The organism is Shewanella avicenniae (genome assembly GCF_017354945.1).
Lineage (GTDB): Bacteria > Pseudomonadota > Gammaproteobacteria > Enterobacterales > Shewanellaceae > Shewanella > Shewanella avicenniae.
Genome location: NZ_CP071503.1, coordinates 511,412 through 534,540 on the forward strand (window position 1 = coordinate 511,412; position 23,129 = coordinate 534,540).

The 23,129-nt window shown below is 47.1% G+C and carries 29 protein-coding genes; 8 read left to right on the top strand and 21 right to left on the bottom strand.

What is annotated here, in order from left to right; translation table 11 throughout:
- Positions 1–17: 17 nt before the first annotated feature.
- Entirely contained in the window at positions 18–620 is a 603-nt protein-coding gene (locus JYB87_RS02170; protein ID WP_207355278.1) for a class I SAM-dependent DNA methyltransferase, read from the bottom strand.
- A gap of 80 nt (positions 621–700) precedes the next feature.
- A complete protein-coding gene (locus tag JYB87_RS02175; RefSeq protein ID WP_207355279.1) occupies positions 701–883 on the bottom strand; it encodes a hypothetical protein in 183 nt (60 codons plus the stop codon).
- A gap of 253 nt (positions 884–1,136) precedes the next feature.
- Here JYB87_RS02175 and JYB87_RS02180 point away from each other — a divergent pair, with 253 nt between their 5' ends.
- On the top strand, positions 1,137–2,282 hold the full coding sequence (locus JYB87_RS02180) for a 5-methyltetrahydropteroyltriglutamate--homocysteine S-methyltransferase (RefSeq protein ID WP_207355280.1): 1,146 nt from the start codon (positions 1,137–1,139) through the stop codon (positions 2,280–2,282).
- Between the two features lie 100 nt (positions 2,283–2,382).
- Here JYB87_RS02180 and JYB87_RS02185 read toward each other — a convergent pair whose 3' ends face one another.
- Positions 2,383–2,883, bottom strand: a complete 501-nt coding sequence (locus tag JYB87_RS02185) for a phenolic acid decarboxylase (protein WP_207355281.1) — start codon at positions 2,881–2,883, stop codon at positions 2,383–2,385.
- Positions 2,884–2,989: 106 nt separating this feature from the next.
- Between JYB87_RS02185 and JYB87_RS02190 the strand changes: the two genes are divergently transcribed.
- Positions 2,990–3,871, top strand: coding sequence for a LysR family transcriptional regulator (locus JYB87_RS02190; RefSeq protein WP_207355282.1), 882 nt, complete (start codon positions 2,990–2,992; stop codon positions 3,869–3,871).
- Between the two features lie 112 nt (positions 3,872–3,983).
- Here JYB87_RS02190 and rplI read toward each other — a convergent pair whose 3' ends face one another.
- From rplI to rpsF, 4 genes are read right to left on the bottom strand one after another with little or no spacing between them, the layout of a single operon-like run.
- Entirely contained in the window at positions 3,984–4,436 is a 453-nt protein-coding gene (gene rplI / locus JYB87_RS02195; protein WP_207355283.1) for a 50S ribosomal protein L9, read from the bottom strand.
- A gap of 36 nt (positions 4,437–4,472) precedes the next feature.
- Positions 4,473–4,700, bottom strand: a complete 228-nt coding sequence (gene rpsR / locus JYB87_RS02200; RefSeq protein ID WP_025009344.1) for a 30S ribosomal protein S18 — start codon at positions 4,698–4,700, stop codon at positions 4,473–4,475.
- 12 nt (positions 4,701–4,712) lie between these two features.
- On the bottom strand, positions 4,713–5,018 hold the full coding sequence (gene priB, locus JYB87_RS02205; RefSeq protein WP_207355284.1) for a primosomal replication protein N: 306 nt from the start codon (positions 5,016–5,018) through the stop codon (positions 4,713–4,715).
- A gap of 8 nt (positions 5,019–5,026) precedes the next feature.
- A complete protein-coding gene (gene rpsF, locus JYB87_RS02210) occupies positions 5,027–5,431 on the bottom strand; it encodes a 30S ribosomal protein S6 (protein ID WP_207355285.1) in 405 nt (134 codons plus the stop codon).
- 200 nt (positions 5,432–5,631) lie between these two features.
- Here rpsF and JYB87_RS02215 point away from each other — a divergent pair, with 200 nt between their 5' ends.
- Positions 5,632–6,375 carry a DUF481 domain-containing protein gene (locus JYB87_RS02215; RefSeq protein WP_207355286.1) on the top strand — a complete coding sequence of 248 codons (744 nt, stop codon included), beginning with the start codon at positions 5,632–5,634 and terminating at the stop codon, positions 6,373–6,375.
- 59 nt (positions 6,376–6,434) lie between these two features.
- Here the strand turns inward: JYB87_RS02215 and rlmB are convergent, their stop codons facing one another.
- The 8 genes from rlmB to zapE form a co-directional block, all read right to left on the bottom strand.
- On the bottom strand, positions 6,435–7,175 hold the full coding sequence (gene rlmB / locus JYB87_RS02220) for a 23S rRNA (guanosine(2251)-2'-O)-methyltransferase RlmB (protein ID WP_207355287.1): 741 nt from the start codon (positions 7,173–7,175) through the stop codon (positions 6,435–6,437).
- A gap of 3 nt (positions 7,176–7,178) precedes the next feature.
- Complete coding sequence (rnr, locus tag JYB87_RS02225; protein ID WP_207355288.1) at positions 7,179–9,566, bottom strand: ribonuclease R; 2,388 nt, start codon at positions 9,564–9,566, stop codon at positions 7,179–7,181.
- Positions 9,567–9,597: 31 nt separating this feature from the next.
- Positions 9,598–10,179 (bottom strand): tetratricopeptide repeat protein, encoded by a 582-nt coding sequence (locus JYB87_RS02230; protein WP_324032443.1) that lies wholly within the window; start codon positions 10,177–10,179, stop codon positions 9,598–9,600.
- Positions 10,180–10,341: 162 nt separating this feature from the next.
- On the bottom strand, positions 10,342–11,640 hold the full coding sequence (locus tag JYB87_RS02235; protein WP_207355290.1) for an adenylosuccinate synthase: 1,299 nt from the start codon (positions 11,638–11,640) through the stop codon (positions 10,342–10,344).
- 63 nt (positions 11,641–11,703) lie between these two features.
- Positions 11,704–11,892 (bottom strand): DUF2065 domain-containing protein, encoded by a 189-nt coding sequence (locus JYB87_RS02240; protein ID WP_207355291.1) that lies wholly within the window; start codon positions 11,890–11,892, stop codon positions 11,704–11,706.
- Between the two features lie 71 nt (positions 11,893–11,963).
- The gene (rpsI, locus tag JYB87_RS02245) at positions 11,964–12,356 is read right to left on the bottom strand and encodes a 30S ribosomal protein S9 (protein WP_207355292.1); all 393 of its coding nucleotides are present in this window, start codon (positions 12,354–12,356) and stop codon (positions 11,964–11,966) included.
- 14 nt (positions 12,357–12,370) lie between these two features.
- Positions 12,371–12,799, bottom strand: coding sequence for a 50S ribosomal protein L13 (rplM, locus tag JYB87_RS02250; RefSeq protein ID WP_207355293.1), 429 nt, complete (start codon positions 12,797–12,799; stop codon positions 12,371–12,373).
- 207 nt (positions 12,800–13,006) lie between these two features.
- A complete protein-coding gene (gene zapE / locus JYB87_RS02255; RefSeq protein ID WP_207355294.1) occupies positions 13,007–14,113 on the bottom strand; it encodes a cell division protein ZapE in 1,107 nt (368 codons plus the stop codon).
- A 287-nt stretch (positions 14,114–14,400) separates the two neighbouring features.
- Here zapE and JYB87_RS02260 point away from each other — a divergent pair, with 287 nt between their 5' ends.
- On the top strand, positions 14,401–15,762 hold the full coding sequence (locus JYB87_RS02260; protein ID WP_207355295.1) for a DegQ family serine endoprotease: 1,362 nt from the start codon (positions 14,401–14,403) through the stop codon (positions 15,760–15,762).
- 166 nt (positions 15,763–15,928) lie between these two features.
- A complete protein-coding gene (gene degS, locus JYB87_RS02265) occupies positions 15,929–17,011 on the top strand; it encodes an outer membrane-stress sensor serine endopeptidase DegS (protein ID WP_207355296.1) in 1,083 nt (360 codons plus the stop codon).
- 56 nt (positions 17,012–17,067) lie between these two features.
- On the opposite strand, the gene rraB is transcribed toward degS, so the two are convergent.
- Both rraB and JYB87_RS02275 read right to left on the bottom strand, forming a co-directional pair.
- The gene (rraB, locus tag JYB87_RS02270) at positions 17,068–17,472 is read right to left on the bottom strand and encodes a ribonuclease E inhibitor RraB (RefSeq protein WP_207355297.1); all 405 of its coding nucleotides are present in this window, start codon (positions 17,470–17,472) and stop codon (positions 17,068–17,070) included.
- 51 nt (positions 17,473–17,523) lie between these two features.
- Positions 17,524–18,240, bottom strand: a complete 717-nt coding sequence (locus JYB87_RS02275) for a 1-acylglycerol-3-phosphate O-acyltransferase (protein WP_207355298.1) — start codon at positions 18,238–18,240, stop codon at positions 17,524–17,526.
- A gap of 156 nt (positions 18,241–18,396) precedes the next feature.
- Here JYB87_RS02275 and JYB87_RS18775 point away from each other — a divergent pair, with 156 nt between their 5' ends.
- Both JYB87_RS18775 and mnmD read left to right on the top strand, forming a co-directional pair.
- The gene (locus JYB87_RS18775; protein WP_267459560.1) at positions 18,397–18,522 is read left to right on the top strand and encodes a hypothetical protein; all 126 of its coding nucleotides are present in this window, start codon (positions 18,397–18,399) and stop codon (positions 18,520–18,522) included.
- A 335-nt stretch (positions 18,523–18,857) separates the two neighbouring features.
- Positions 18,858–19,580 (top strand): tRNA (5-methylaminomethyl-2-thiouridine)(34)-methyltransferase MnmD, encoded by a 723-nt coding sequence (gene mnmD, locus JYB87_RS02280; RefSeq protein ID WP_207355299.1) that lies wholly within the window; start codon positions 18,858–18,860, stop codon positions 19,578–19,580.
- A gap of 551 nt (positions 19,581–20,131) precedes the next feature.
- Here mnmD and JYB87_RS02285 read toward each other — a convergent pair.
- Entirely contained in the window at positions 20,132–20,323 is a 192-nt protein-coding gene (locus JYB87_RS02285; RefSeq protein WP_207355300.1) for a transposase, read from the bottom strand.
- 504 nt (positions 20,324–20,827) lie between these two features.
- Here JYB87_RS02285 and JYB87_RS02290 point away from each other — a divergent pair.
- Positions 20,828–21,493, top strand: a complete 666-nt coding sequence (locus tag JYB87_RS02290) for an OmpA family protein (protein ID WP_207355301.1) — start codon at positions 20,828–20,830, stop codon at positions 21,491–21,493.
- 77 nt (positions 21,494–21,570) lie between these two features.
- Here JYB87_RS02290 and JYB87_RS02295 read toward each other — a convergent pair whose 3' ends face one another.
- From JYB87_RS02295 to ptsN, 3 genes are read right to left on the bottom strand one after another with little or no spacing between them, the layout of a single operon-like run.
- Entirely contained in the window at positions 21,571–21,846 is a 276-nt protein-coding gene (locus JYB87_RS02295) for an HPr family phosphocarrier protein (RefSeq protein ID WP_207355302.1), read from the bottom strand.
- Positions 21,833–22,687: an RNase adapter RapZ gene (gene rapZ / locus JYB87_RS02300; protein WP_207355303.1), complete on the bottom strand. Its 855-nt coding sequence runs from the start codon at positions 22,685–22,687 to the stop codon at positions 21,833–21,835. The genes JYB87_RS02295 and rapZ overlap by 14 nt, the downstream gene beginning before the upstream one ends.
- On the bottom strand, positions 22,684–23,127 hold the full coding sequence (gene ptsN / locus JYB87_RS02305; RefSeq protein ID WP_207355304.1) for a PTS IIA-like nitrogen regulatory protein PtsN: 444 nt from the start codon (positions 23,125–23,127) through the stop codon (positions 22,684–22,686). Before ptsN ends, rapZ begins: the two co-directional genes overlap by 4 nt.
- Between the last annotated feature and the right edge of the window lie 2 nt (positions 23,128–23,129).

The following is a 23,129-nucleotide window of genomic DNA, read 5'->3' on the forward strand; positions in this document are numbered from 1 at the left end:
CGCCTTGAAGCGTGACCTTATCGCCGCGCACTCAGCAAAAATACCGGATATTGCCCGTGGGGCTTTTGCACTACGCTGGCGTCACTTACTACCACTTGGCTAAATCCCGCGTTAGTGGCCTGTGCCGCTAAACTTGCGCGGTCAAAACCAAAATGCTGTACTCCCGTATCATCGCTATGAAAGCTGCCATCTTCACTATCAAGATCGGCTATTGCGATAAAGCCGCCTTCATTCAGCATTTGATAAAACTTGGTCAGCATCGCATCAACGTCTTTAATGTGGTGCAAGGTCATGGACGAAATAATTCCATCAAACCGCTGGGCTAAATCGGCGACTTCAAGGTTGACGGCTTGCATCTCCAATGCGCAAGCGAGCTTGTCTTGTTTGGCGAGTAACTGCTGGTTCATCGATTCTGATACGTCGACCGCGGTGATCTTTGCCACATGCGGAGCAATCCGCTCCAGCAACAGCCCAGTGCCAGAACCAAAATCCATCAGCTGCATGTCGGCTGATAATGGACAATGGTTGATGATCGCATTGGCGATATTGCCAACGTTATCCACGCGATGTGAGTCTTGTTCGTAACTATCGGCTTTGTGCTGGAAGAAATCTTTAGACATGATGTGAACGTTAGCGAAGAAGTTATCTTGCCATCATCTGCCGTTATCGCATCAGGTACAAGTCAACTAAAGGCTAGCGACTATTGCTCGTCATCATCAACATTGTCACGCCACGGCAACAGCCCGACAACTGCCCCAAGCAACATGCCCAAGCTGATCCCCAAGGGGATATGGCCGATTTCGAGACCTAAAATAACTCCAACAAATAGCCCAATCGCCACATTTAGGGTTAAGCGATCTTCTGCTGTGCTTCTTTGTCCCATAGTCACCTTCTTAAAACCAAGCGATCAGCAAGTTCCTTGGAAAGCGATACACTGCACTGCTTATCTTGCATCAGTGTTGACTGATGAGCATCCCTGTTACGCTGCATTCATTGATAAGTGTAGCAACAGATCATCATTGCAATCGTCCAACATGAATTTCATTCAAGTAAGTAATGAGGATTTTTCGCTTATAAATAGACGTCTAGAAGTCTACAATCTCAGGCATTGAATTGTTCATTCGTTGAGGCTTTCTATGACTACTGCATTAATCCCACCATTTCGCGCTGACGTTGTTGGCAGTTACTTACGCCCTGATTACCTCCAGCAAGCTCGCCGCCAATTTGCCGCTGGCGAGATTTCTCAAGCTGAGCTGACCGCTGTTGAAGATAAAGCCATTACCGAATTGGTTGAACAGCAAAAAGCCGCCGGTTTGCAAGTGATTACTGATGGTGAATTCCGTCGCAGCTGGTGGCATCTCGACTTTATGTGGGGCCTTAACGGTGTAGAAAAGTCTTCGATAGAGCAAGGTTATACCTTCAATGGCATTCAAACTCGCCCAGAAAGCTGCCAACTAACTGGCAAAATCAGCGGTGAAAACCATCCGTTTATTGAACACTTTAAATTTATCGCCAAATTGGCTGGTGAAGGTTTTGTTCCGCGTTTGACCATTCCGGCACCTGCGCAGTTTCTGCGTGAGCTGCAACGCCCGGTAAACCTTGAGCAAACTCAGCGTATCTATCCAGAACTGAGCGAGCTAATCGCCGATATTGCTAAAGCCTATAAAACGGTGATCCAAGAGGTGTACGCCGCCGGTTGCCGTAACCTGCAACTGGACGACTGCACCTGGGGTATTTTGACTGATCCGAATATTGGCGCCCACACCACAGGCTGTGGTTGTGGCAGCGATCATCAAGCCTATAAAACGGAACTTGATGGCCTGCTCAACACTCTGCTGGAAGTAAACAACGCCGCTTTTGAAAATGCGCCGAAAGATTTGGTGTTGGCAACCCACGTTTGCCGCGGTAACTACCGTTCGACCTGGAGCGCCAGCGGCGGCTATGCACCTGTGGCTGATACCCTGTTCGCTAAAGAAAATGTTGATGCATTCTATCTTGAATACGATACCGACCGCGCCGGTGATTTCGCGCCGTTGGCCAAACTCGCAGCGGGTAAAAAAGTGGTGCTCGGATTAATTACCTCAAAATCTGCCGAGTTGGAAACTGTCGATGAAGTCGTCGCCCGCATTCATGAAGCGGCGCAATACGTGCCACTGGAAAACTTATATCTGAGCACCCAATGCGGTTTCGCCTCCACCGAAGAGGGCAACAGCCTAACTGCGGAAGAGCAATGGGCCAAAATCGCGCTAGTAAAACAGGTCGCGGATAAAGTGTGGGGTTAAGCGCCGAGCCTTAAATTTTAAGCATAAAAAAACGCCTCTGGGGAGGCGTTTTTGCTTGCTGGGTTATCATTCACCGGAATGATCTATTTCTAACAATCTGTTACTTCAGATTATTTGGAAAATCATTTGGTAATTCGCTGGCCGGGCAGTTGATTACGTCTTCATTGTTTTCACCGCAATCACGTACAAAGGTGATGGTGGCAAATTCGTCGATCACTTCTGTTGGATAGGCTGGGCCTGCATCGCGGTAAGCGTTCATCAGTGGGATGTGATCGTTTTGGAAGCACACGGTTTTTTTCGGGTCGTTGATGATCCAACGTGGGAAGAAAATAGTGCCGTGGAATACTTTGTCGCCCAAGTTGATGATCAAGCTGACGTCTGTGCCGGTGGGTTCGGTCCAAGAAATCTTATATACGCTGTTGGCAACGCGTACTACATAGACATGTTGGTGTTTTACCCAACGGTTGCCTACGATGCCGCTATGAATGCGATAGTCGATGGTTTCAGCGTTCTTAACGTAAATTTCGTAGTTCCAGCCATTGTCATAGGTATATACCAGATGTTTGCCTACCAGACCGCTTAAATCATTTTTATCAAACATAATCTTTACCTCGTATGAGCTGTTCTTTTAACTTGTACTCAGCTTAATCATTTTATATTTTTATAAAAAACGTATTTTTTGAATCAAAAATATAAAGAAATTTTATATGTTTAAAACCAGTATTGAGCAGTGGCAATTGTTAGCAGCGGTGGTCGAGCATGGCAGTATCGCCAGTGCGGCGGAGTCTCATTACCGCAGCCAACCAGCAGTGAGTTATCAGTTAACCCAGTTACAACAACGACTTGGAGTGGAACTGCTTGAACTGCGAGGGCGGCGATTAGTGCTGACCGAGGCAGGTAAAGCGTTGCTCGAACAAGCCAAATTGCTGTTAGATGGCTTTCAAGATTTGGAACTGCGTGCAGAGGCTATTCGACATGGTCGCAAGTTGGTGGTGACCTTAGTCGTGGATAGTATGTTTCCGCAGTCTTGGCTCTTTGCTGGGTTAAAGGCGTTTCATCAGCGATTTAGTCAAACACAGGTACACGTCAAAGAGTCGATTAAGGATGAAGGTGTGGTGCAGCTGCAGCAGCAACAAGGGGACTTATATCTTATTAGTTTGCCGCCAACAGCGGCAGTAGAGAAGCAGTTGGTGATGGATGTGCAGTTTGTGTGTGTGGCACATCGGGAGCATCCGCTGTTGCAGTTACCTGCGGAGCTGCGACGTTCACAGTTGGCCAGTTATCCCATGATTCAAATCGTTGATAAGCAGAGTCAGCAGCTGTTGAATCATCATCCATCAGCGCAAGAGTGTTGGTATTTTACCTCGATTGACGCGGCGATTGGTGCGGTAGTCAATCAACTGGGGTTCGGCTGGTTGCCGCAGCAACAGGTTGCTCCGCTGTTGGCTGATGGCACTTTAGCCAGCATTGGTGTCAACAGCCGTACCACGCAGCTGTATTTTGTGCGGGGTGAACATAGCCGTCATGATGACTCGGTTAAGGCATTGAGTGAGGCATTACTCGCGCAGATTCACTCAAACGGGCGTTAAAAGATTTAGCAGCGGAGTTGTGTAGTTAAAAAAATACCCTCATACGTATAAGACGTTGAGGGTATTTTTAAACCACCCTAGAGCGGTTTACGGTAAAAACTTAATTTAAAAATTAAGCTTCAGCAACGATAGTTACTTTAACGATCGCGTTAACTTCACCGTGCAGTTGAACTTCAACTTCGAAGTCACCAGTGTTGCGCAGAGCGCCCAGTGGCAAACGAACTTCTGATTTAGCCAATTCAACGCCAGCAGCAGTTACAGCATCAGCGATGTCACGAGTACCTACTGAACCGAACAGTTTGCCTTCATCACCAGCTTTAGAAGCGATAACAACAGCTTCCAGAGCAGAGATTTTAGCAGCACGTTCAGTAGCAGCAGCCAGCTCAGCAGCAACTTTAGCTTCCAGTTCAGCGCGACGAGCTTCGAAAACTTTTACGTTTTCAGCGTTAGCTACAACTGCTTTGCCTTGAGGCAGCAGGTAGTTACGAGCGTAGCCAGCTTTAACTGAAACTTGATCACCCAGGTTGCCCAGGTTCGCAATTTTATCAAGCAGAATAACGTTCATTATCAATTCCTCTTAATTCAATGAATTCAGTGCCGATTACTGATGCAAATCAGTGTATGGCAGCAGAGACAGATAACGAGCGCGTTTGATAGCGCGAGCCAGTTGGCGCTGATATTTAGCGCTAGTACCGGTAATACGGCTAGGAACAATTTTACCGCTTTCTGTGATGTAGTTTTTCAGAGTAGCGATATCTTTGTAATCGATCTCCGTTACACCTTCAGCAGTGAAACGGCAGAATTTACGACGACGGAAATAACGTGCCATGTTGACAGTCTCCTAATTTTTCAATTCGACATTTTCAGCGTGTAATACCAAGCGGTTCTGACCATTGCGGCTTTGCTGCAATGCGATAAATCCTGAAACTTGTATATCCACACCTGCCTTCAGCTTGTCTGTTAAGCGTTCAAAACGCTCACCACTCAAAATCACTTGCATGACACAGTAAACAGGTCTTTGCATGTCCGCCTCTGTTTTCAGAGACTTATGCTCAAGTTGCAACACTGTGTGATGGATACCCGCTGGACTATCAAATCTTCGGCTACGAAGAATGCGCCCTGCTAGCACCAAATGATTGGTGGTCACAGCAAAACTTACTCGGCGATCTCTTCAGCTTGATCTTCGATAGCTTCTTCGGCAGCGCGGTCGCTAGCAGCAGCACGACGTGAATCACGTTCGTCTTTTGCTTTTGCCATTGGAGAAGCTTCAGTGATAGCAGCTTTAGTGCGCATAACCAGGTTACGCAACACAGCGTCGTTGAAGCGGAAAGCTGTTTCCAGCTCTTCGATAGACTCAGCAGTTGCTTCTACGTTCATCAGAACATAGTGAGCTTTGTGCAGGTCTTGGATAGGATATGCCAGTTGGCGACGGCCCCAGTCTTCCAGACGATGGATTTGACCACCCGCTTCGGTGATAACACCGGTATAGCGTTCGATCATACCTGGTACCTGTTCACTCTGATCAGGGTGAACCATAAATACGATTTCGTAATGACGCATTTAGTGCTCCTTACGGTTTGTTAGCCTCGTATTGGCTCAGTCAGACCCGTAGAGGCAAGGAACGAATTAAAGTGACTGATTTAGGCGCGGAATAGTACATAAAGGCGGCAGTAAACTCAAGCAATAACTTTGCCTTAGCCCACATGACAGGTATCATGTGGCGCAACCATGATGCAGTTAACATGAAGAAACTTGGAATAATGACAAAAAATCCATTTTGGGCACTGTTATCGCTGGTTTCGCTACCAGTGTTTGCCTTAGTGCCGCCTGATTACCATGAGCCGCAAAACAACTTACGCGCTGAAGTTGAAGCGGGTTTCCAACTCAACACAGGTAATACGGATTCCACCAGTTTCAACGGAAGAACTAAGCTGGTATATGACGCAGCTAAGACCAAACAGGAAGGTACGGTAAAGGCCTATTACGCGGCAGATGACCAAGGCACAACTAACGAACGTTACGACTTAGAAATGCAGTCGAACTATAAGTTATCCAGAGGTTATATTCTGGCGAGTGGTAACTTTACTTGGGATAAGTTTGGTTCGTACACCAACAGGTATACCTTTGTAAGTGGTTATGGTTTTGACATCGTCAGCACTGGCAGAACCAAGCTGAGTATCGAAGTTGGCCCCGGTTACCGATACAGCATGCCGCAGGAAACCGACGATGAGCCAAATCCCGAAGCCGATAGAGAGCCTATCTTGCGTACTAAAGCTAAGTTTGAACAGTTGATCCATGAATACACTACGTTCAACGCTGACTTAAGTACTGAAATCGGTGCGACCAACAACACGGTGATTTTGGATTTGAACTATAAGAATACGCTGTTTCAAGATTGGGCGTTTAAAGTGGGGTTCAAGATGGAATACAACCAAAACGTGGGTGAGGGCAGTGAACAAACTGATACCATCACCACCTTCAATCTGCTGTATACCTTTCAATAAACACAATATTTAAACGAAAAGGGATGGCAATTTGCCATCCCTTTTTGATTGAGCAATGGTTAACCCAAGCGTTGTCGCACCGCTTCAAACAAGCAGATGCCAGTCGCTACTGATACGTTGAGGCTTGATACAGAACCCGCCATAGGGATCGAGATTAAGGTATCGCAGCCTTCACGACTCAAACGTCGTAAACCTTTACCCTCAGCACCCATTGCAATAGCTAAAGGCCCTTTTAAGTCGGCTTGGTACAGGGTGCTGGTGGCTTCACCTGCTGTGCCGGCAATCCATACGCCGCGTTCTTGCAAACGCTTCATGGTGCGTGCGAGGTTGGTCACTTGAAATAAAGGCACGGTTTCTGCGGCTCCACAGGCAACTTTGCTCACCACAGGTGTGATACCGACAGAGTTATCTTTCGGCACAATCAAACCATGGACACCTGCGGCATCAGCGTTTCGCAAACACGCACCGAGATTATGAGGATCAGTGACACCGTCCAAAATCAGCAGAAACGGCACATCTGTCTTATCTAATAAGGCCTCTAAATCATTTTCGGTCAGCACTTTTGCAGGACGTACGCGCACAACCACCCCTTGATGTTGGCCACCTTCGGTTTTTTCATCCAAGGTTTTGCGCGATGCTTGCTGAGCGCGAACCCCAACCGATGCTGCTTTTTCTAGCAAAGGTTGTACGCGTTCATCAACACGGCCGCTGAGCAGCCACATCTCTAACACACGCTCTGGGGCATGGTCTAATAGCGAAGATACGGCGTGAATGCCGAAAACCAATTCCTGCTTTTTCATCAATTATTTCTTTCTCTTTGGACGTTTAACCGCTTTTGCTTTTGCGGGCTTATCTTGTTTCTCGGCTGACTTACGCCCGCCTTTATCACTCTTTTTCGCAACCCGACCTTTCTTGGCGCTCACCTTCGCACCTTCAAGGTTGACACGCTCTCTGGCGGTCAGTGGACGCTTTTTGCTGCCACCGCGTGAGCGATTACCTTGCTTTTCATCCACCATCAACAGATCAATTTGGCGATCATCCAAATTTACTGCCGCCACTTTCACTGTAACGGCATCACCAATTTGGTAGGTTTTACCACTGTTTTCGCCAATCAGACGTTGCCGCGCGGGGTCAAACTGATAATAGTCGCTGCCCAAGGTTGAGATATGCACCAAACCATCGATAAACAGTGATTTTAGTCTAACGAATAGGCCAAAGCTGGTTACGGATGCCACGACGGCATCAAACACGTCGCCCACATGGTCTTGCATAAACTCACATTTAAGCCAATCAGACACATCGCGGGTGGCTTCGTCAGCGCGGCGCTCGGTATTGGAACACTCCTCACCCAGCAAATCCAGTTCTTCGAGCTGATAGTGATAGCCACCATCGTCGGTCCATTTGTTTTCGACATCACCTGCATCTTTGGCCAGCAGATAACGGATCACACGGTGCAATACCAAGTCAGGATAACGGCGAATAGGCGAGGTAAAGTGTGCGTACTCTTCCAATGCCAAACCGAAGTGGCCTTCGTTATCTGGCGTGTACGTTGCTTGGCGCATCGAGCGCAGCAGCATCACTTGGATCAACTCGGCATCTGGGCGCTCACGCACTTGTTCGAGCAGTAATTGATAGTCGATCGGTTGTGGATCTAAGCCACCACCCAGCTGCAAGCCACGTTCACGCAGGAATTCCCGAAAGTTGGTCAGTTTTTGCTCTGATGGTGCTTCGTGAACCCTATAAAGTACTTCGCCTTTGTGTTTCTTAACGAACTTGGCCGCGGCTACGTTGGCCAGAATCATACATTCTTCAATGATTTTATGTGCTTGGTTGCGTGTGCGCGGCACAATACGCTCAATCTTACGTTGGTCATTGAAGATAAACTGGGTTTCTTCGGTTTCAAAACCGATCGCACCACGCTGATGGCGTTGCTCATCTAACGTTAGATACAGTTCTTGCAGCACTTGCAGATGTGGGTACAGCGCTTGGTATTCGGTTGGCACTTCACCTGTTTCGAGCATCGCCGCTACTTTGGTGTAGGTGAATCGCGCGTGAGAATGCATCACGGCAGGATAAAACTTGTAACCGGAAAGCTTGCCGCTGGCGGCGATGGTCATTTCTGCCACCATACACAAACGATCAACGCCCGGATTTAGTGAGCACAAGCCGTTAGAGAGTTTCTCTGGCAGCATTGGGATCACTTGCGACGGAAAGTACACCGAGTTGCCGCGCGCGCGCGCTTCTGAATCCAATGCTGATTGTGTACGTACATAATGGCTTACATCGGCAATGGCTACCCATAAACGCCAACCGCCGCCACGTTTACGCTCAGCATACACTGCATCGTCAAAGTCGCGTGCATCTTCGCCATCGATAGTGACTAATGGTAACTCGCGTAAATCGACTCGACCGACTTTGTCTTCTTCCTGCACTTCATCAGGAATTTTTCGCAGCTTTTTCTCAATTAAGCTGGACCAAGTATGGGGTAGGTCATAATTGCGCAGTGCAATTTCGATTTCCATCCCCGGCGCCATCTCTTTACCGAGTACTTCGGTAACTTTGCCGGCGGCTTTGACATAGCGACCGGGACGGCGGGTGAGCTCTACTACTACCACGTCACCCGCGCGGGCGCCGTTTCTATCCGCAGTTTCAACCAGAATTTCTTGGGAGATGCGTTTATCATCAGCGACCACAAACCCCATACCGCTATCAACGTAGAAGCGGCCAACTAATGGGGCTTTGCGTTCTTCTAACAAGCGCACAATGCGCGCTTCGCTTTTGCCTTTGCGTTCAACGCCGGCGCGTTGCGCTAACACGCGGTCGCCATGAAAATAGCGTTGCATATCGCCGTGGTGGATAAACAGATCTTCGCCGCCCTCATCCGGTTGGAAGAAGCCGTATCCGTCGCGGTGGCCGATAACGCTACCGGCGATTAAATCCATGCGTTCAGGCAAGCCATAACATTGGCCGCGGGTAAACACTAATTGGCCATCGCGTTCCATGGCACGCAGCCGACGTCGCAGTGCTTCATACTGTTCTTCATCGTTGAGGCTGATGCCCAGTGCATGGGCGATGCTGTCGCGGTTTAGAGGGGATTGCTGAGACTGGAGGTATTCCAGAATATATTCCCGGCTGGGAATAGGATTTTCGTATTTATCTTGTTCTCTCTCAAAATGAGGATCTTTAGTCATTCATTATCCATTTCTATTTAGCCCTCAGCCATTATTGATGTAACTGAGGTTGTTGTGCTCGTTTGACCTGGCTGTCGGGCATCAACTTTGCCAACTTTGCCAGTAATTTTTGGCTTTGCTGCTGTGTTTTTTCATCAGCAAAGGTTTGGTTATATAACCAATAATAGGCCAGCACATAATCTCTGGGTGTACCGTGCCCTTCGCTAAGTAATTTGACCAACATCATCTGCGCAGCCAAGCTGCCACCAGACGCAGCAGGAAACACGTAATACACTGCTCGTTCAGGATCTTTGGTTAAAAACTTACCGTCATTATAGTATTGCGCGAGCTTAAGCATCGCTTCTGGGCTGCCTTGCTCAGCAGAGCGGCGTAACCATTCAATACCACGTTTGGGGTCTGCTTTGGTGCAAACTCCATAATTCAACATTTCGCCCCACAAGTATTGATACAAAGGCTCTTTAAGGACACTTGCGTGGGCTTCAATGTCCTTAAGTAATTGGCAGTCATCTTGTTTGACGCGCTTAAGCTCGCTGCCTTGGCGGATGAGCTCTAACAACTCTTCTTGACTGTAAATGTCGACAGCTTTGATTTCAGCTCGCGCAGCAAGGGGCATGACACTTAGCAAGAGAAGAAGGGTAATCCGCAGCAACATTTCAGCACCTGTCAATCTGAGTTAGATACCAGTTAATCGGCAGTATAATGCAAATCTGAAGTGACACATCATGTTGCGCAATTGTCTTCCAATAAAAAAGGCCGCTATTGCGGCCTTTTTTGATTACTCACTAAATGGGTTGACGCGAATGATAGTCTCATTGCGGTCAGGACCAGTAGAGACGATATCAACCGGCGTCTCTAGCAGTTCTTCAATCCGTTTAATGTAATCTAATGCCGCTTGTGGCAGTTGCTCAAGTGAAGTTGCGCCAAAGGTGTTTTCACTCCAGCCTGGCATGGTTTCATAAATTGGCTTCACCAATTCATAGCCTTCTGCTGCCAAAGGCGCTGCTTTGGTTACGCTACCATCAGGCAGTTCATAACCAACACAGATTTTAACTTCTTTCAGACCGTCCAACACATCAAGCTTGGTCAAGCAAAAGCCACTGAGGCTGTTGATTTGCACAGCACGGCGCATAGCAACCGCATCCAACCAACCTGGACGACGTTTACGACCAGTGGTTGCACCAAACTCTTGGCCTTTGGTCCCTAAATGATCACCAATTTCGTCCAACAGTTCAGTTGGGAATGGACCGGCACCCACGCGAGTGCTGTATGCCTTGATGATACCCATCACGTAATCGAGATGGCGAGGACCCATACCGCTACCAGTTGCAACGCCACCAGCAGTGGTGTTTGAAGAGGTCACAAATGGATAAGTACCGTGGTCGATATCCAGCATAGTGCCTTGTGCACCTTCGAACAGGATTGGTTCGCCTGCGTGGCGAGCTTGATCCAGCATTTCTGTGACATCAACACACATGCTCTTCAGATAGTCAGCAAGTGCCAACGCATCTTCCAAGGTTTTCTGGTAATCCACTGGTTCGCACTTGTAGTATTCGGTCAGCGTAAAGTTGTGATATTCCATCACTTCTTTCAGCTTCTCAGCGAACAATTCTGGATTAAACAGATCACCTACGCGTAGGCCGCGACGTGAAATCTTATCTTCATATGCTGGACCAATACCACGACCGGTAGTACCGATAGCTTTGTTACCACGCGCTTTTTCGCGAGCGATATCGAGAGCACAGTGATATGGCAGAATAAGTGGACATGCTTCAGAAATAACCAGTCTTTCTTCAACTGGAATACCTTTGTCTTTCAGCATGCTGATTTCATTCATCAGGGCATCTGGTGCAAGTACAACACCATTGGCAATAACGCATTTGACGTTATCACGTAAGATACCTGATGGAATCAAGTGAAGAACGGTTTTCTCACCATCGATAACCAGTGTATGACCAGCATTGTGGCCACCTTGGTAACGAACGACGTATTTTGCCTGTTCTGTCAGAAGGTCGACAATCTTACCTTTTCCCTCGTCACCCCATTGTGTGCCGAGAACAACTACATTTTTGCCCATTGTTTGCTGCAAGGTTGCGGTTAAAAAAGAATTCTAACAGATTTGAAACGCTGGGGGTACGGTTTATGAAAAAATAATCAAAATAACTGCGCCGACCAGTGCTAATCCCGCACCTAGTCTTTGCAGTGTGGCTGCGGGTTGGCGTGCCATTTCGGCTAAATATAGTTGCCACTTTTTTGGAAACAGTAGTGGTCCAATTCCTTCGACAATTAACACCAGTCCGAGTGCCAACATTAATACTTGTCCGTTCATGTTGTCCCCCTAATAAGTTACCCAATAAAAAGCCCGGCATAAGCCGGGCTTTTGGAAATAGCCTTGTGCGATTAACGCTTAGAGAATTGTGGTTTACGACGTGCTTTACGCAGACCCACTTTCTTACGTTCAACCTGACGAGCATCGCGGGTTACGAAACCAGCAGCACGCAGAGTAGGACGCAGAGTTTCATCAAGTTCCATCAATGCACGAGTAATACCGTGACGGATTGCACCAGCTTGACCAGTGATACCACCACCTTTAACAGTGACATAGATGTCCAATTTTTCAGTCATTTCAACCAGTTCAAGCGGTTGACGAACTACCATGCGAGCAGTTTCACGACCAAAATAAACATCCAGAGGACGCTTGTTAACTACGATATTACCACTACCTGCTTTGGCAAATACGCGGGCAGTTGAAGTTTTGCGACGGCCAGTGCCGTAGTACTGAGTTGCAGCCATTTGCTTAATCCCGTTTAGATATCAAGAACTTGAGGTTGTTGTGCAGCGTGGTTGTGCTCTGCGCCTGCGTAAACTTTCAGTTTACGGTACATAGCGCGACCCAATGGGCCTTTTGGCAGCATACCTTTAACTGCTTTCTCGATGATCATCTCTGGTTTGTGCGCTTGCAGTTTTTCAAAGCTGATCTGCTTGATTCCACCTGGGAAGCCTGAATGCGAGTAGTATTGTTTACCAAAGGCTTTGTTACCTGTTACAGTCACTTTCTCAGCATTGATAACGATGATGTAATCACCGGTATCTACGTGAGGAGTGTACTCAGGCTTGTGTTTACCACGGAGACGCAAAGCGATTTCAGTGGCGATACGACCCAAAGTCTTACCTTCAGCATCAACAACATACCAGTCGCGAGCTACAGTTTCTGGCTTGGCAGTAAAAGTCTTCATTATTACAAAAACCCAAAGTTAAATTCTGTCACATGTTGAATCGACATGACTCAACAATACACGCCTTCCATATACCCCTTCGAATATATTTTGGCATTAAATCCGCCCATCACGGACGGAGTAACGTGGGCAGGGCGTGGATTATAGACAAAGCTGAGTTAAAAATCACCTGCTTTTTTGTCGAAAATCCAGTAATTGCGGCGATTTTTAAAACGCTTCAGCAGGGAGATGTTCAAGGGCTAAATATTCCCGAGATTGCATCTCAATTAAACGTGAACGGCAGCGGCGAAATTCGAAGCTAAGTAGGCCTTCAGTATAGATTTGTTCCAGCGGAATTGCGGCGGAAACGATCAGTTTTACCCGGCGTTCATAAAATTCGTCAACCAGCGCTAGAAAACGTCGTGCGATGTCATCACCGGTTTGTTGTGCGCCCATTTGCTCGACATTTTGCAGCAGTACGGTGTGGTAGGCCATGGCGATTTCCATGTAGTCGATTTGGCTACGTGGGCCGTCGCACACGGCACGGAAATCGAGCCATAACACACCATTTGCGTGCTTAACGGTTTGGATATCGCGTCCATCAATATTGAGCGCTGCAGTCACGACGTCAGCACCGCTGGTAAGCTGCTCAAAATAAAGCGCCAAGTTACATTGGGCCGTGTCATCTAACGGATGATGATAGATCTCGGCTTGCTCTAATGTACGCAGGCGATAGTCGATGCCCGAATCTACGTTCAGTACTTGGCAATGGTGGTTGATTTGCTCAATGGCAGGTAAGAAACGGGCGCGTTGCAGACCATTGCGATAAAGTTCATCAGGAATAATATTCGAGGTTGCGACGAGCGCGACACCTTCAGCAAATAAGGCAGTGAAGAGGGTGCCGAGTAACATGGCATCGGTAATATCGGAAACAAAAAATTCGTCAAAGCAGATAACCCGATACTGCTTCGCCATTCGTTTAGCGATGAACAGCAGCGGATCTTGGGTACCTTTTAGATCATTCAGCTCGCGGTGAATCCGCAGCATAAAATGGTGGAAGTGTGCCCGCAGTTTTTGATCACTTGGCAATGACTCAAAAAATAGATCCATTAAATAAGTCTTACCGCGACCAACACCGCCCCAAAGATAGAGCCCTTTTACCTGTGGTACTGAGTTTTTAACAAAAAAACGTTTTAGTCCGGTTACTGGCGGTTGCTGCAGTTCGTCATAAACACGCTGTAAGGCTTTTACTGCCTGCTCTTGGGCGGCATCAAAACTGAAGCCTTCTTTATTGAGGTCTTGTTGGTAGCGTTGCCAAGGAGTTGTTACTGCCACTTGAAATGTTCTCGTTAAGCCTTATTTGACAAGGTGATGAAGATCAAATTTTGCTTGATGTTAGCACGCCAACTGCAACACGCCTACTGGCCAACAGTAGTAACTAACAGGCGATGTTTTACCCTCGCATTTCGGTTCAGTTGGATTAATTAATCTTTGTTAATGGCAGAAACTTTTGTGAATTGTGGTTAGTCGGAGTTAGTAACAAAGCTCAAGCGAGCGTAACCAAAGTCGCTTCAGCGTGACTGATGAACAATTCCGGATTCGGATATTAGGAGCAAACCTCGATGAAGACCAAATTAACACTGATATCTGCGGCACTGTTAGGTGCGAGCTTAATGAGCGCCCCTGTGATTTCTCAAGCCGCAATTCCGCAATCTGTGGATGGCCAACAAGTGCCAAGCTTAGCGCCAATGTTAGAAAAAGTGACCCCAGCGGTGGTGTCTGTGGCGGTTTCGGGCAACAAGGTGTCCCGTCAGCGCGTGCCTGACGTATTCCGCTACTTCTTTGGGCCTAACGCGCCACAAGAGCAAGAGCAAGTGCAAGAGCGCCCATTCCGTGGTTTGGGCTCAGGCGTGATCATCGATGCAGATAAAGGCTACATCGTCACTAACAACCATGTGATTGATGATGCAGATGAAATTAAGGTGGGCTTGCATGATGGCCGAGAAGTTACCGCCAAATTGATTGGTACAGATAAAGAGTCGGACGTCGCGTTGCTGCAGATTGAAGCTGACAATCTTACTGAAATTAAGCCAACGGATTCTGATGCAATTCGCGTAGGTGACTTCGCAGTGGCGATTGGTAACCCGTTTGGGCTGGGGCAAACTGTTACCTCAGGTATCGTCAGTGCGCTGGGGCGTAGCGGCTTAGGTATTGAAATGCTGGAAAACTTTATTCAAACCGATGCCGCGATTAATAGTGGTAACTCAGGTGGCGCTTTGGTGAACCTGAAAGGTGAACTGATAGGGATCAACACTGCCATTGTGGCGCCAGGCGGTGGTAACGTGGGCATTGGCTTTGCGATTCCAGCTAACATGGTACGTAGTTTAGTACAGCAAATTATCGACCACGGTGAAGTGCGCCGCGGCGTGCTGGGGGTCATGGGTCGTAACCTTGATAGCAACCTTGCTGAAGGCTTTGGTTTAAAATCGCAACACGGTGGTTTTGTTAACTCAGTGGTAAAAGACAGTCCAGCAGATAAAGCAGGCATCAAAGCAGGTGACATCATTGTTAGTATTGATGGTAAACCAGTTAAAACCTTCCAAGAGTTGCGGGCGAAGATCGGGACTATGGGCGCCGGTACTGAGGTGAAACTGGGCATTATTCGCGATGGCGATGATAAAACAGTTGAAGTTACCTTAGGCGAGGCCAGTGAAGTCAAAGAACAAGCTGCTGGCAATATCCATCCAATGTTGGCGGGTGCAACACTGGAGAATAAAGATAAAGGGGTTGAGATCACTGGCATCGCTGATGGCTCTCCGGCAGCCATGAGTGGACTACAAAAAGGCGATGTGATTGTGGGTATTAACCGCACGCGTATTAAAACCCTCAAAGAACTAAAAGAGGGCTTAGAAGAACACGAAGGCGGCGTCGCACTGAAAATTATGCGCGATAACAACCTGTTGTACTTAGTGCTGCGTGGCTAATTTTCGGTAACTCTCATCTCAATTATCAAGAGCTGCTACGGCAGCTCTTTTTATGGATGACCGCTAATTTGTGGCGATGAAAACAAATGCAAACCGCTAGATGGTCGATCAGCCTAAAAACTGTTATTCTAGCCTAACTTTCAAACAGTTAACTCAGCAGCTACCCATGTTCAAAGATACTCTGCTCTATCTCAGTAAAGCGATAGCCTTTGGCTTAGTCATGGCCGCGGTTGTGTTGCTGTTTAACCATTTTAGCCACTCGTCAGTTAATCTTTTCCAGCAAGGGAATGAGTTGCAACGTGTGTCGTTTAACGGCGCAGTGCGTAAAGCAGCACCGGCGGTGGTAAACATTTATAACTTGGGCATGAGCCAAAACCGCCCCTTAAATAAAAGTAAACTGCAAGGGTTAGGTTCTGGCGTCATCATGCGTTCTGAAGGCTATATCATCACCAACTATCATGTGGTGGAAGATGCAGACGAAATTGTTGTAGCGTTACAGGATGGACGTAAATTTAGTGCGGATATTGTCGGTTTAGACTTTGATACCGATTTGGCCGTGCTGAAGATTGAAGGCGATAAACTGCCGGTGGTGCATGTGGATTTAGCGTCGCCACCTAACGTCGGTGACATAGTGTTGGCCATTGGTAACCCTTACAACATTGGCCAAACCATCACTCAAGGGATTATTAGTGCAACTGGCCGTACCGGGCTTAGCAGCACTGGCTATCAGGATTTTATTCAAACAGATGCGGCGATTAACGCCGGCAACTCAGGTGGCGCATTGATTGATACCACTGGCAGCCTTATCGGGATTAATACTGCCGCGTATCAGCTGCGCAACGAAGGCGGTGGTCATGGCATAAACCTCGCGGTGCCAATTAAGTTAGCCTACGACATCATGGGCAAGCTAATTAAAGATGGCCGAGTGATCCGCGGTGCTTTAGGTATTTCCGGTGAAGAGGTGATTAATCCGGTAGTTGGGCAGATGCTGAAAATCCCCAATCTGCGGGCTGTGGTGATTAATGCGATGGACAGTAGTGGCCCAGCAGCTAAGGCTGGCTTAGCCCCTGGCGATTTAATTATTCGCTACCGTGATGAAGTGGTGACTGGGGTGACGATGTTGATGGATCGCATTGCAGAAACCAAACCTGGCTCAGAAGTGACCATGCAGGTTGTGCGTGGCAGTAACATTATGGATGTGCAGGTTGAGATTGCAGAAAAAGAAGCTGCTTATCCAGAAAGAAAATAATATTGCGGATATGTAGGTAACAAAACGCCGACGATATGTCGGCGTTTTCTATGGCATTAATGATTAACGACTGGCTCGTCGTCTTCATCATCCTCGTCATCGACTTCGTCACCCATAAAGTAGGTGCCCCAGCCGTCATAGTCGACTTTGTGCTTTGCCGCTAAGGCAAATAATTTCTCACATGCATTATCGAGCAGGTCGATATCCAGCGCATGATTGGCGATCGCATCAAAGCAGAACAGCAGTGAGCCATCATCTAATTCAATTTCTTCGGCATCATTCACTTCAAAGCCAAGTTTAAAAGCATCAACGGCAGCTTTTTCCAGCTTATCAAAGTTGGTCGATGAAAAGTGATGCTCAATTGTGTATTCCGCATCAGGATCTGAACCGTCCTGCAGCAGCGATTCTACGATATCGCGGTTCTCTTCCATCTGCTGTTTCAGCAGTTGCTCAATGGCCATAAGCATCTCCAATGTGGCAGTTCGTTACTGCAAATAGTTGATCAGTCGCTGTTACTTCGACGCAGCGAGCTGTTGATTCAATTCTGTAAATTTAGCTGACATTTGCTGATGTGTAGTTAATGCCAAATTTTTAGCATCCGATGCACTTAGTGCGCTGGTTTGTATCGGTGGCAGCACTTCAATAACAACTTTACCGTTGTGCCAACGATTGAGCTTAATATCACCCTGACAACTAGCAACCACGGGCACCACCGGCACACCTGCGGTAATGGCCGTATGAAATGCTCCCGATTTGAACGGCAAAATTCCTCGGCCACGGCTACGTGTGCCTTCGGGGAATATCCAAACTGATAATTTATCATCGCGAATACGTTGTGCAGTTTTGGTTAAGGTTTCCACTGCTGTTGCTCTATTTTTACGATTGATCATGATGTTGCCCGAGAGCCAGTAGATCAAGCCAAACAGTGGGATCCATAAAATGCTGCGTTTACCCAAAGTGACTGTACCGGGCACAATGACATTTGAATGGGTGAACAGATCGTAATTGTTCTGATGGTTTGCCACAAAAATACAAGGCTGGGATTGAGCGCGTTCGGCATGGCGGATTTCTAGCGCAATGCCCATCAATTTTGCACACCAGCTAAAAGGGCGAGACAGTACATAAACGTTATTGCGGTGCAGTGGTCGCAGCAGGCAATAAATCGTTCCGCAGATGAATAGTAGCAGTAGCATCAGTGCTAATAGTAGGCACCTTAATAGCAACAGCATAACTCGCTCCTTTTTTCTAGGGGCGCCAGTATAACGGCACATACCATTGCGCTCAATCTGCAAACAGCGTACTTAAGCTGATTTAGCGTTTGGTTAAGAGACAGTTAAGAGTATAGCTCTAGCCTATGGCTGAATTATTAATGTAGGGAACAATGTATGCTGGCTTTTTTACGCAAAAATATCGGATTGATTATCTTGGCAATTGTGCTTTTCGGTGGCGTATTTGGCGGTATTTATTATGTGGAACATTCATTATCTAGCCAAGAGCGAGTCATTAACTAGATTTGTGCGAGAGTAGGTTAGCTGTTGACCCGACTGCTCGTAACTGACGCATCCCGATCGGTTTGCGCATAAACCGTTATGCGCGGCGGTTTATATCTCTTTTCATTTGTTGATGTTTCATCGTTGGGGAGTCGCACTGACGGATGCCACAAGGACTTCAGCGTTAGTGGTCAGCCCTCCTTGTTCATCATTCCCTCTTTCTAATCGCCATAATGACCAACTCACTCTTGCTGAGATCTGTTGCTAGGCGCAAAATAGTTAGCCTGCTAACAGGTTAGGCCGCGGATGGCGGTACTACCGGATCAAATTCTTCGTAAAATGGACAGTTGTACATCATGGACAGGGTTTCGTTGCAAGTAACGGAAGATGGCTCCCATACACTTTTTAATGCCGAATTAAACGAAACATATCATTCCAGTCGAGGCGCGATGGCCGAAGCGCAACACGTATTTATTGACTCTGGGTTTGATGTGGAATTCGCTCAAGTGACTGGGCAGCTCAATATTCTTGAAATAGGTTTTGGCACCGGCTTAAACGCGTTAATGACCTTGGGACGGGTTACTGAGTTGGCGCAAAACCAACCGGCCAATTCGCTACCGCAAGTCTATTACCAATCATTGGAGCCTTATCCAATTGCTGACTTTATCATCCAGCAACTGAATTACACCGCACTGCTGCCGGAGCGCTTTGGTGAGCTGTTTGCCGCGATTCACCATGCTGAATGGCATCATCCTGAAGTATTATCGCCGCAGTTCACCATTGAAAAGACCATGACCACCTTAGAGCAGTTTAACGCAGCGGCTCACACATTTGACCTCATCTACTTTGATGCGTTTGCACCCAATAAGCAGCCGGATGTGTGGTGTCCAGACAATATGCAAAAGTGTTTTGAGTTACTTAAACCTAATGGCATGTTGGTGTCGTATTGTGCTAACGGGCAATTCAAACGTAATTTGAAAGCGGCTGGGTTTATGGTCAAGCCACATCCAGGTGCACTAGGAAAGCGTGAGATGACTCGAGCTTGGAAAATCAGTAGGGAATCTCGCCAATTGAAGTGAGACATTTTGTCTATGTCGGTTTGAAGAAGTTCACATAATCTGCGTAATTACGCCAGAATAAAATGACAGAGATGGACAAACAAATGTATCGATTTATTATTGTTGTCGGGCTCATTTTTATCGTGGGGGCGATTTAAATGACTTTGCCCACCTCTGTCGAAACTTCAGCAGATCACTATTATTGTTAATCTTTGCCTAGCATGTGATCTGCTGCTTTTCCTTCCCTTCGTCCTTATGATCTCGCTAGTATCCTCTAGCTGAATTTCTTCCTGAATAAAAAACGACTTAAGTGAACTTAGAATTAGCGCATTATTTTATTATTGGGCACATTTTCTATCGTTGGGGGCGATAACAAGGTGTTCAGCCCACCCAAGTCGAAACTATTGCGGTAAACGTTCTCAAGCTTGTTTACCTTGGTCGCTAACATTCCGCCGACGACCTTGAATAAAAATGACAGAATTAAACCTAGAAAAGCGCGAATTTGGGGAGCACACTTTTTTCTATCGTTGGGGGCGATAACACAAGGTTCGGTCCAATCCTGCCTAAATCGTTTACACTGACATCAAACGTCGAAACGATGACACCAATGCTGCAAAGCCTTTTTGCTTGATGTCTGCTTCAGCTTCTACAGACCAAGCGAATAATGTTTTTGTCGGTACACCATACTGACGGGCAACGTCAAAATGCAGCTTACCGTGGGAGAGATCGTTCAATGCTCTGGTTTTGATGTTTACATCAATCATGTTGTTCTCCCTTTGTTATTGACCCTGAAAGTTAAATCAGCAATCGTTAATCTTTACTCTACATCCCACTGGCTAATGCCCAAATGTTGCAGTTGTTCCCAACATTGCCGACAGCTATTCAAGAATCCGAAAATCTGTTTCATTCTTTACTCCTTGTCGTAGTGGCCTACTACTTTAGTTATATGTAAGAACTGTGCCAATTTTTCATAGTTAAAATTTTTCAATAAAAACAATACCTAATAAAATTGGATTGTGATTGCGAGAAAAAGCTAAAGATCCAAGGATGTGCATGCTGCACTAATTTGGTGCAATTAAGGCGCTTTTGCTGTGCAAGCACAGAGAGAAAGAATTCAGTGAGAATTAAAAGGGAAAATTAGCTGAATAGCCACTGAATTGGCGTTAAAAACGGAACGCTATGGTTATTGAACGGTTGTGACTTAAGCTGCTCAAGATATACTTAGAGCCAATTCAGTACGAATATCAAATTCACAAGGAGGCGATGTGATGCACATTTCCAAAAAACTATTAGCCACTTTTGTGGTGACCGCATTGGCCGCTGGTTGCACCACGGTAAATCCCTATACCAAAGAGGAACAAACCGCTAAAGCATCTACAGGTGCGATTATTGGCGCAGTTGCTGGTGCCGTCGTTGGTGTGGCAACTTCCAGTAAGCATGATCGCGGTAAAGGTGCGTTGATTGGTGCTGCGTCGGGTGCTGCCGTGGGTGGTGGTATTGGCTATTACATGGATGTTCAAGAAGCTAAATTGCGTCAGCAACTGGATGCTACCGGTGTGAGTGTCACCCGTACCGGCGACACTATCGTGCTGAACATGCCTAACGAGTTAACTTTCGGGGTTGACAGCTCGACCCTGAGTGAGCGCGCACAATCGGTGTTGGATGGCGTAGTGCTGGTGGTTAACGAATACAGCAAAACCCAACTCAACGTGATTGGCCATACTGATAGCTCAGGCAGCGATTCTTACAACCTGCGTCTGTCGCAGGTAAGAGCATCAACAGTAGGTAGCTATTTGATTACCAAAGGTGTTGCAGGACAACGTGTTGTGACCCAAGGCGCGGGTGAGAGTCAACCTATCGCCTCAAATGATACTGCGCAGGGACGGGCACAAAACCGCCGGGTAGAGATTATCCTTACACCATTGCCGCAGTAAGTGATGCGATAAAAAAAGCGCTCGTTGAGCGCTTTTTTATTGGTAATCTTTAGATAGCAGAGACTGGTAGCTTCTGTTTAACTCGCTTCATCAAACCTAGCGTTGATCAGCTGACAGATTGCGTCTAATGCTTGTTCCGCTTCTGGGCCTTCAGCGCTGAGAGTGATGGTTTTACCCATACCTGTTTCTAACATCAATAGCCCCAATACGCTGCCAGCTGACGCCTTTTTACTGCCCTGAATGATCGTGACATTGGCGTCAAATGCGTTGGCGAGTACTGCAAGCTTAGTTGCTGCGCGCGCATGAAGCCCGAGCTTGTTGATGATTTCGATCTCGCGTTCAACTTTTGCCACTTTGTAACTCCCGATGCTTCGCTTGCACGCGATGTTTGCTACTGCTAAAGCGTTTAGCAAGTTGATCTGCTACATACACTGAACGATGTTGCCCACCAGTACAACCAATAGCGATGGTGAGATAACTGCGGTTATTGCGTTCAAGATGCGGCAACCAAGTCTCAAACAGGTTTTCAATCTGCCAGATGAGCTTATTGACTAGCGGTTGGCGTGACAAAAACTCCTGCACCGGTTCATCTAAGCCAGTGTATGGCCTAAGACTGACTTCCCAGTGCGGGTTCGGTAGGAACCTGACATCAAACACAAAATCAGCTTCGGTTGGCACCCCATGTTTAAACCCAAACGACTCAAAGTTAATTACCAGTTCTTTGGTAGAGGTGCCCAGCAGAATTTCACGCACAGTGTCGCTTAATTCATAGATGTTGGAAGTTGAGGTATCAAGATAATGATCCATCAACTGCGAGATAGGCTCTAGCAGTTCACCTTCCTCTTCAATCGCCTCTTTTAACGATTTATGACGCTTGGAGAGCGGATGTAAACGGCGGGTTTCACTATAGCGCTTGATTAATACTTTGTCGGATGCATTGAGGAAAAAACTGATGACCTCTGTGCCTTCGGGGAGTTTCGCAAGCTGACTTTCAAGTAACTTATCTTGGTTGGGTAAGTTGCGCACGTCAACACTGATAGCGACGAACTCATTGCTGCCTCGCAGATTTACTAGCAGATCGCCAATCATCTGTAATGGCAAGTTGTCAACACAGTAATAGCCCATATCCTCTAATACGCGCAGGGCTACAGATTTTCCTGAACCTGAACGACCGGAGACTATGGCCAACTTCATGCGGTGATTACCTGATAAAGTTCTTGCTCGTTCTCAGCCTTACGAAGCTGCTTGAGCACTTGTTTATCGCTTAGCTTTTCCGCCATGGCGGAGAGCGTGCTCAGGTGTTGCTGACATTGATCTGCTGGCACAATAAGTGCGAACAAAATATCCACCGGTTGATTATCAATCGCGTCAAAAGGAATGGCCTCTTCACACTTGATTAATACCGCAACGGGCGTGTCAATATCCGGCAAACGACCATGCGGGATCGCAATACCGTTACCGATTCCTGTACTGCCCATACGCTCGCGAGCCAAAAGACTTTCAAAAATGGCTTGAGAGGATAGGTCGGGATACTGGGCTGCTGCGAGATCGCTGATGAGCTCCAGTACCTTTTTCTTACTGCCCGGAGTCGCACAGGTGGTACACTCCGGCCGCAGGATGGTCCTAAGTTCCATCG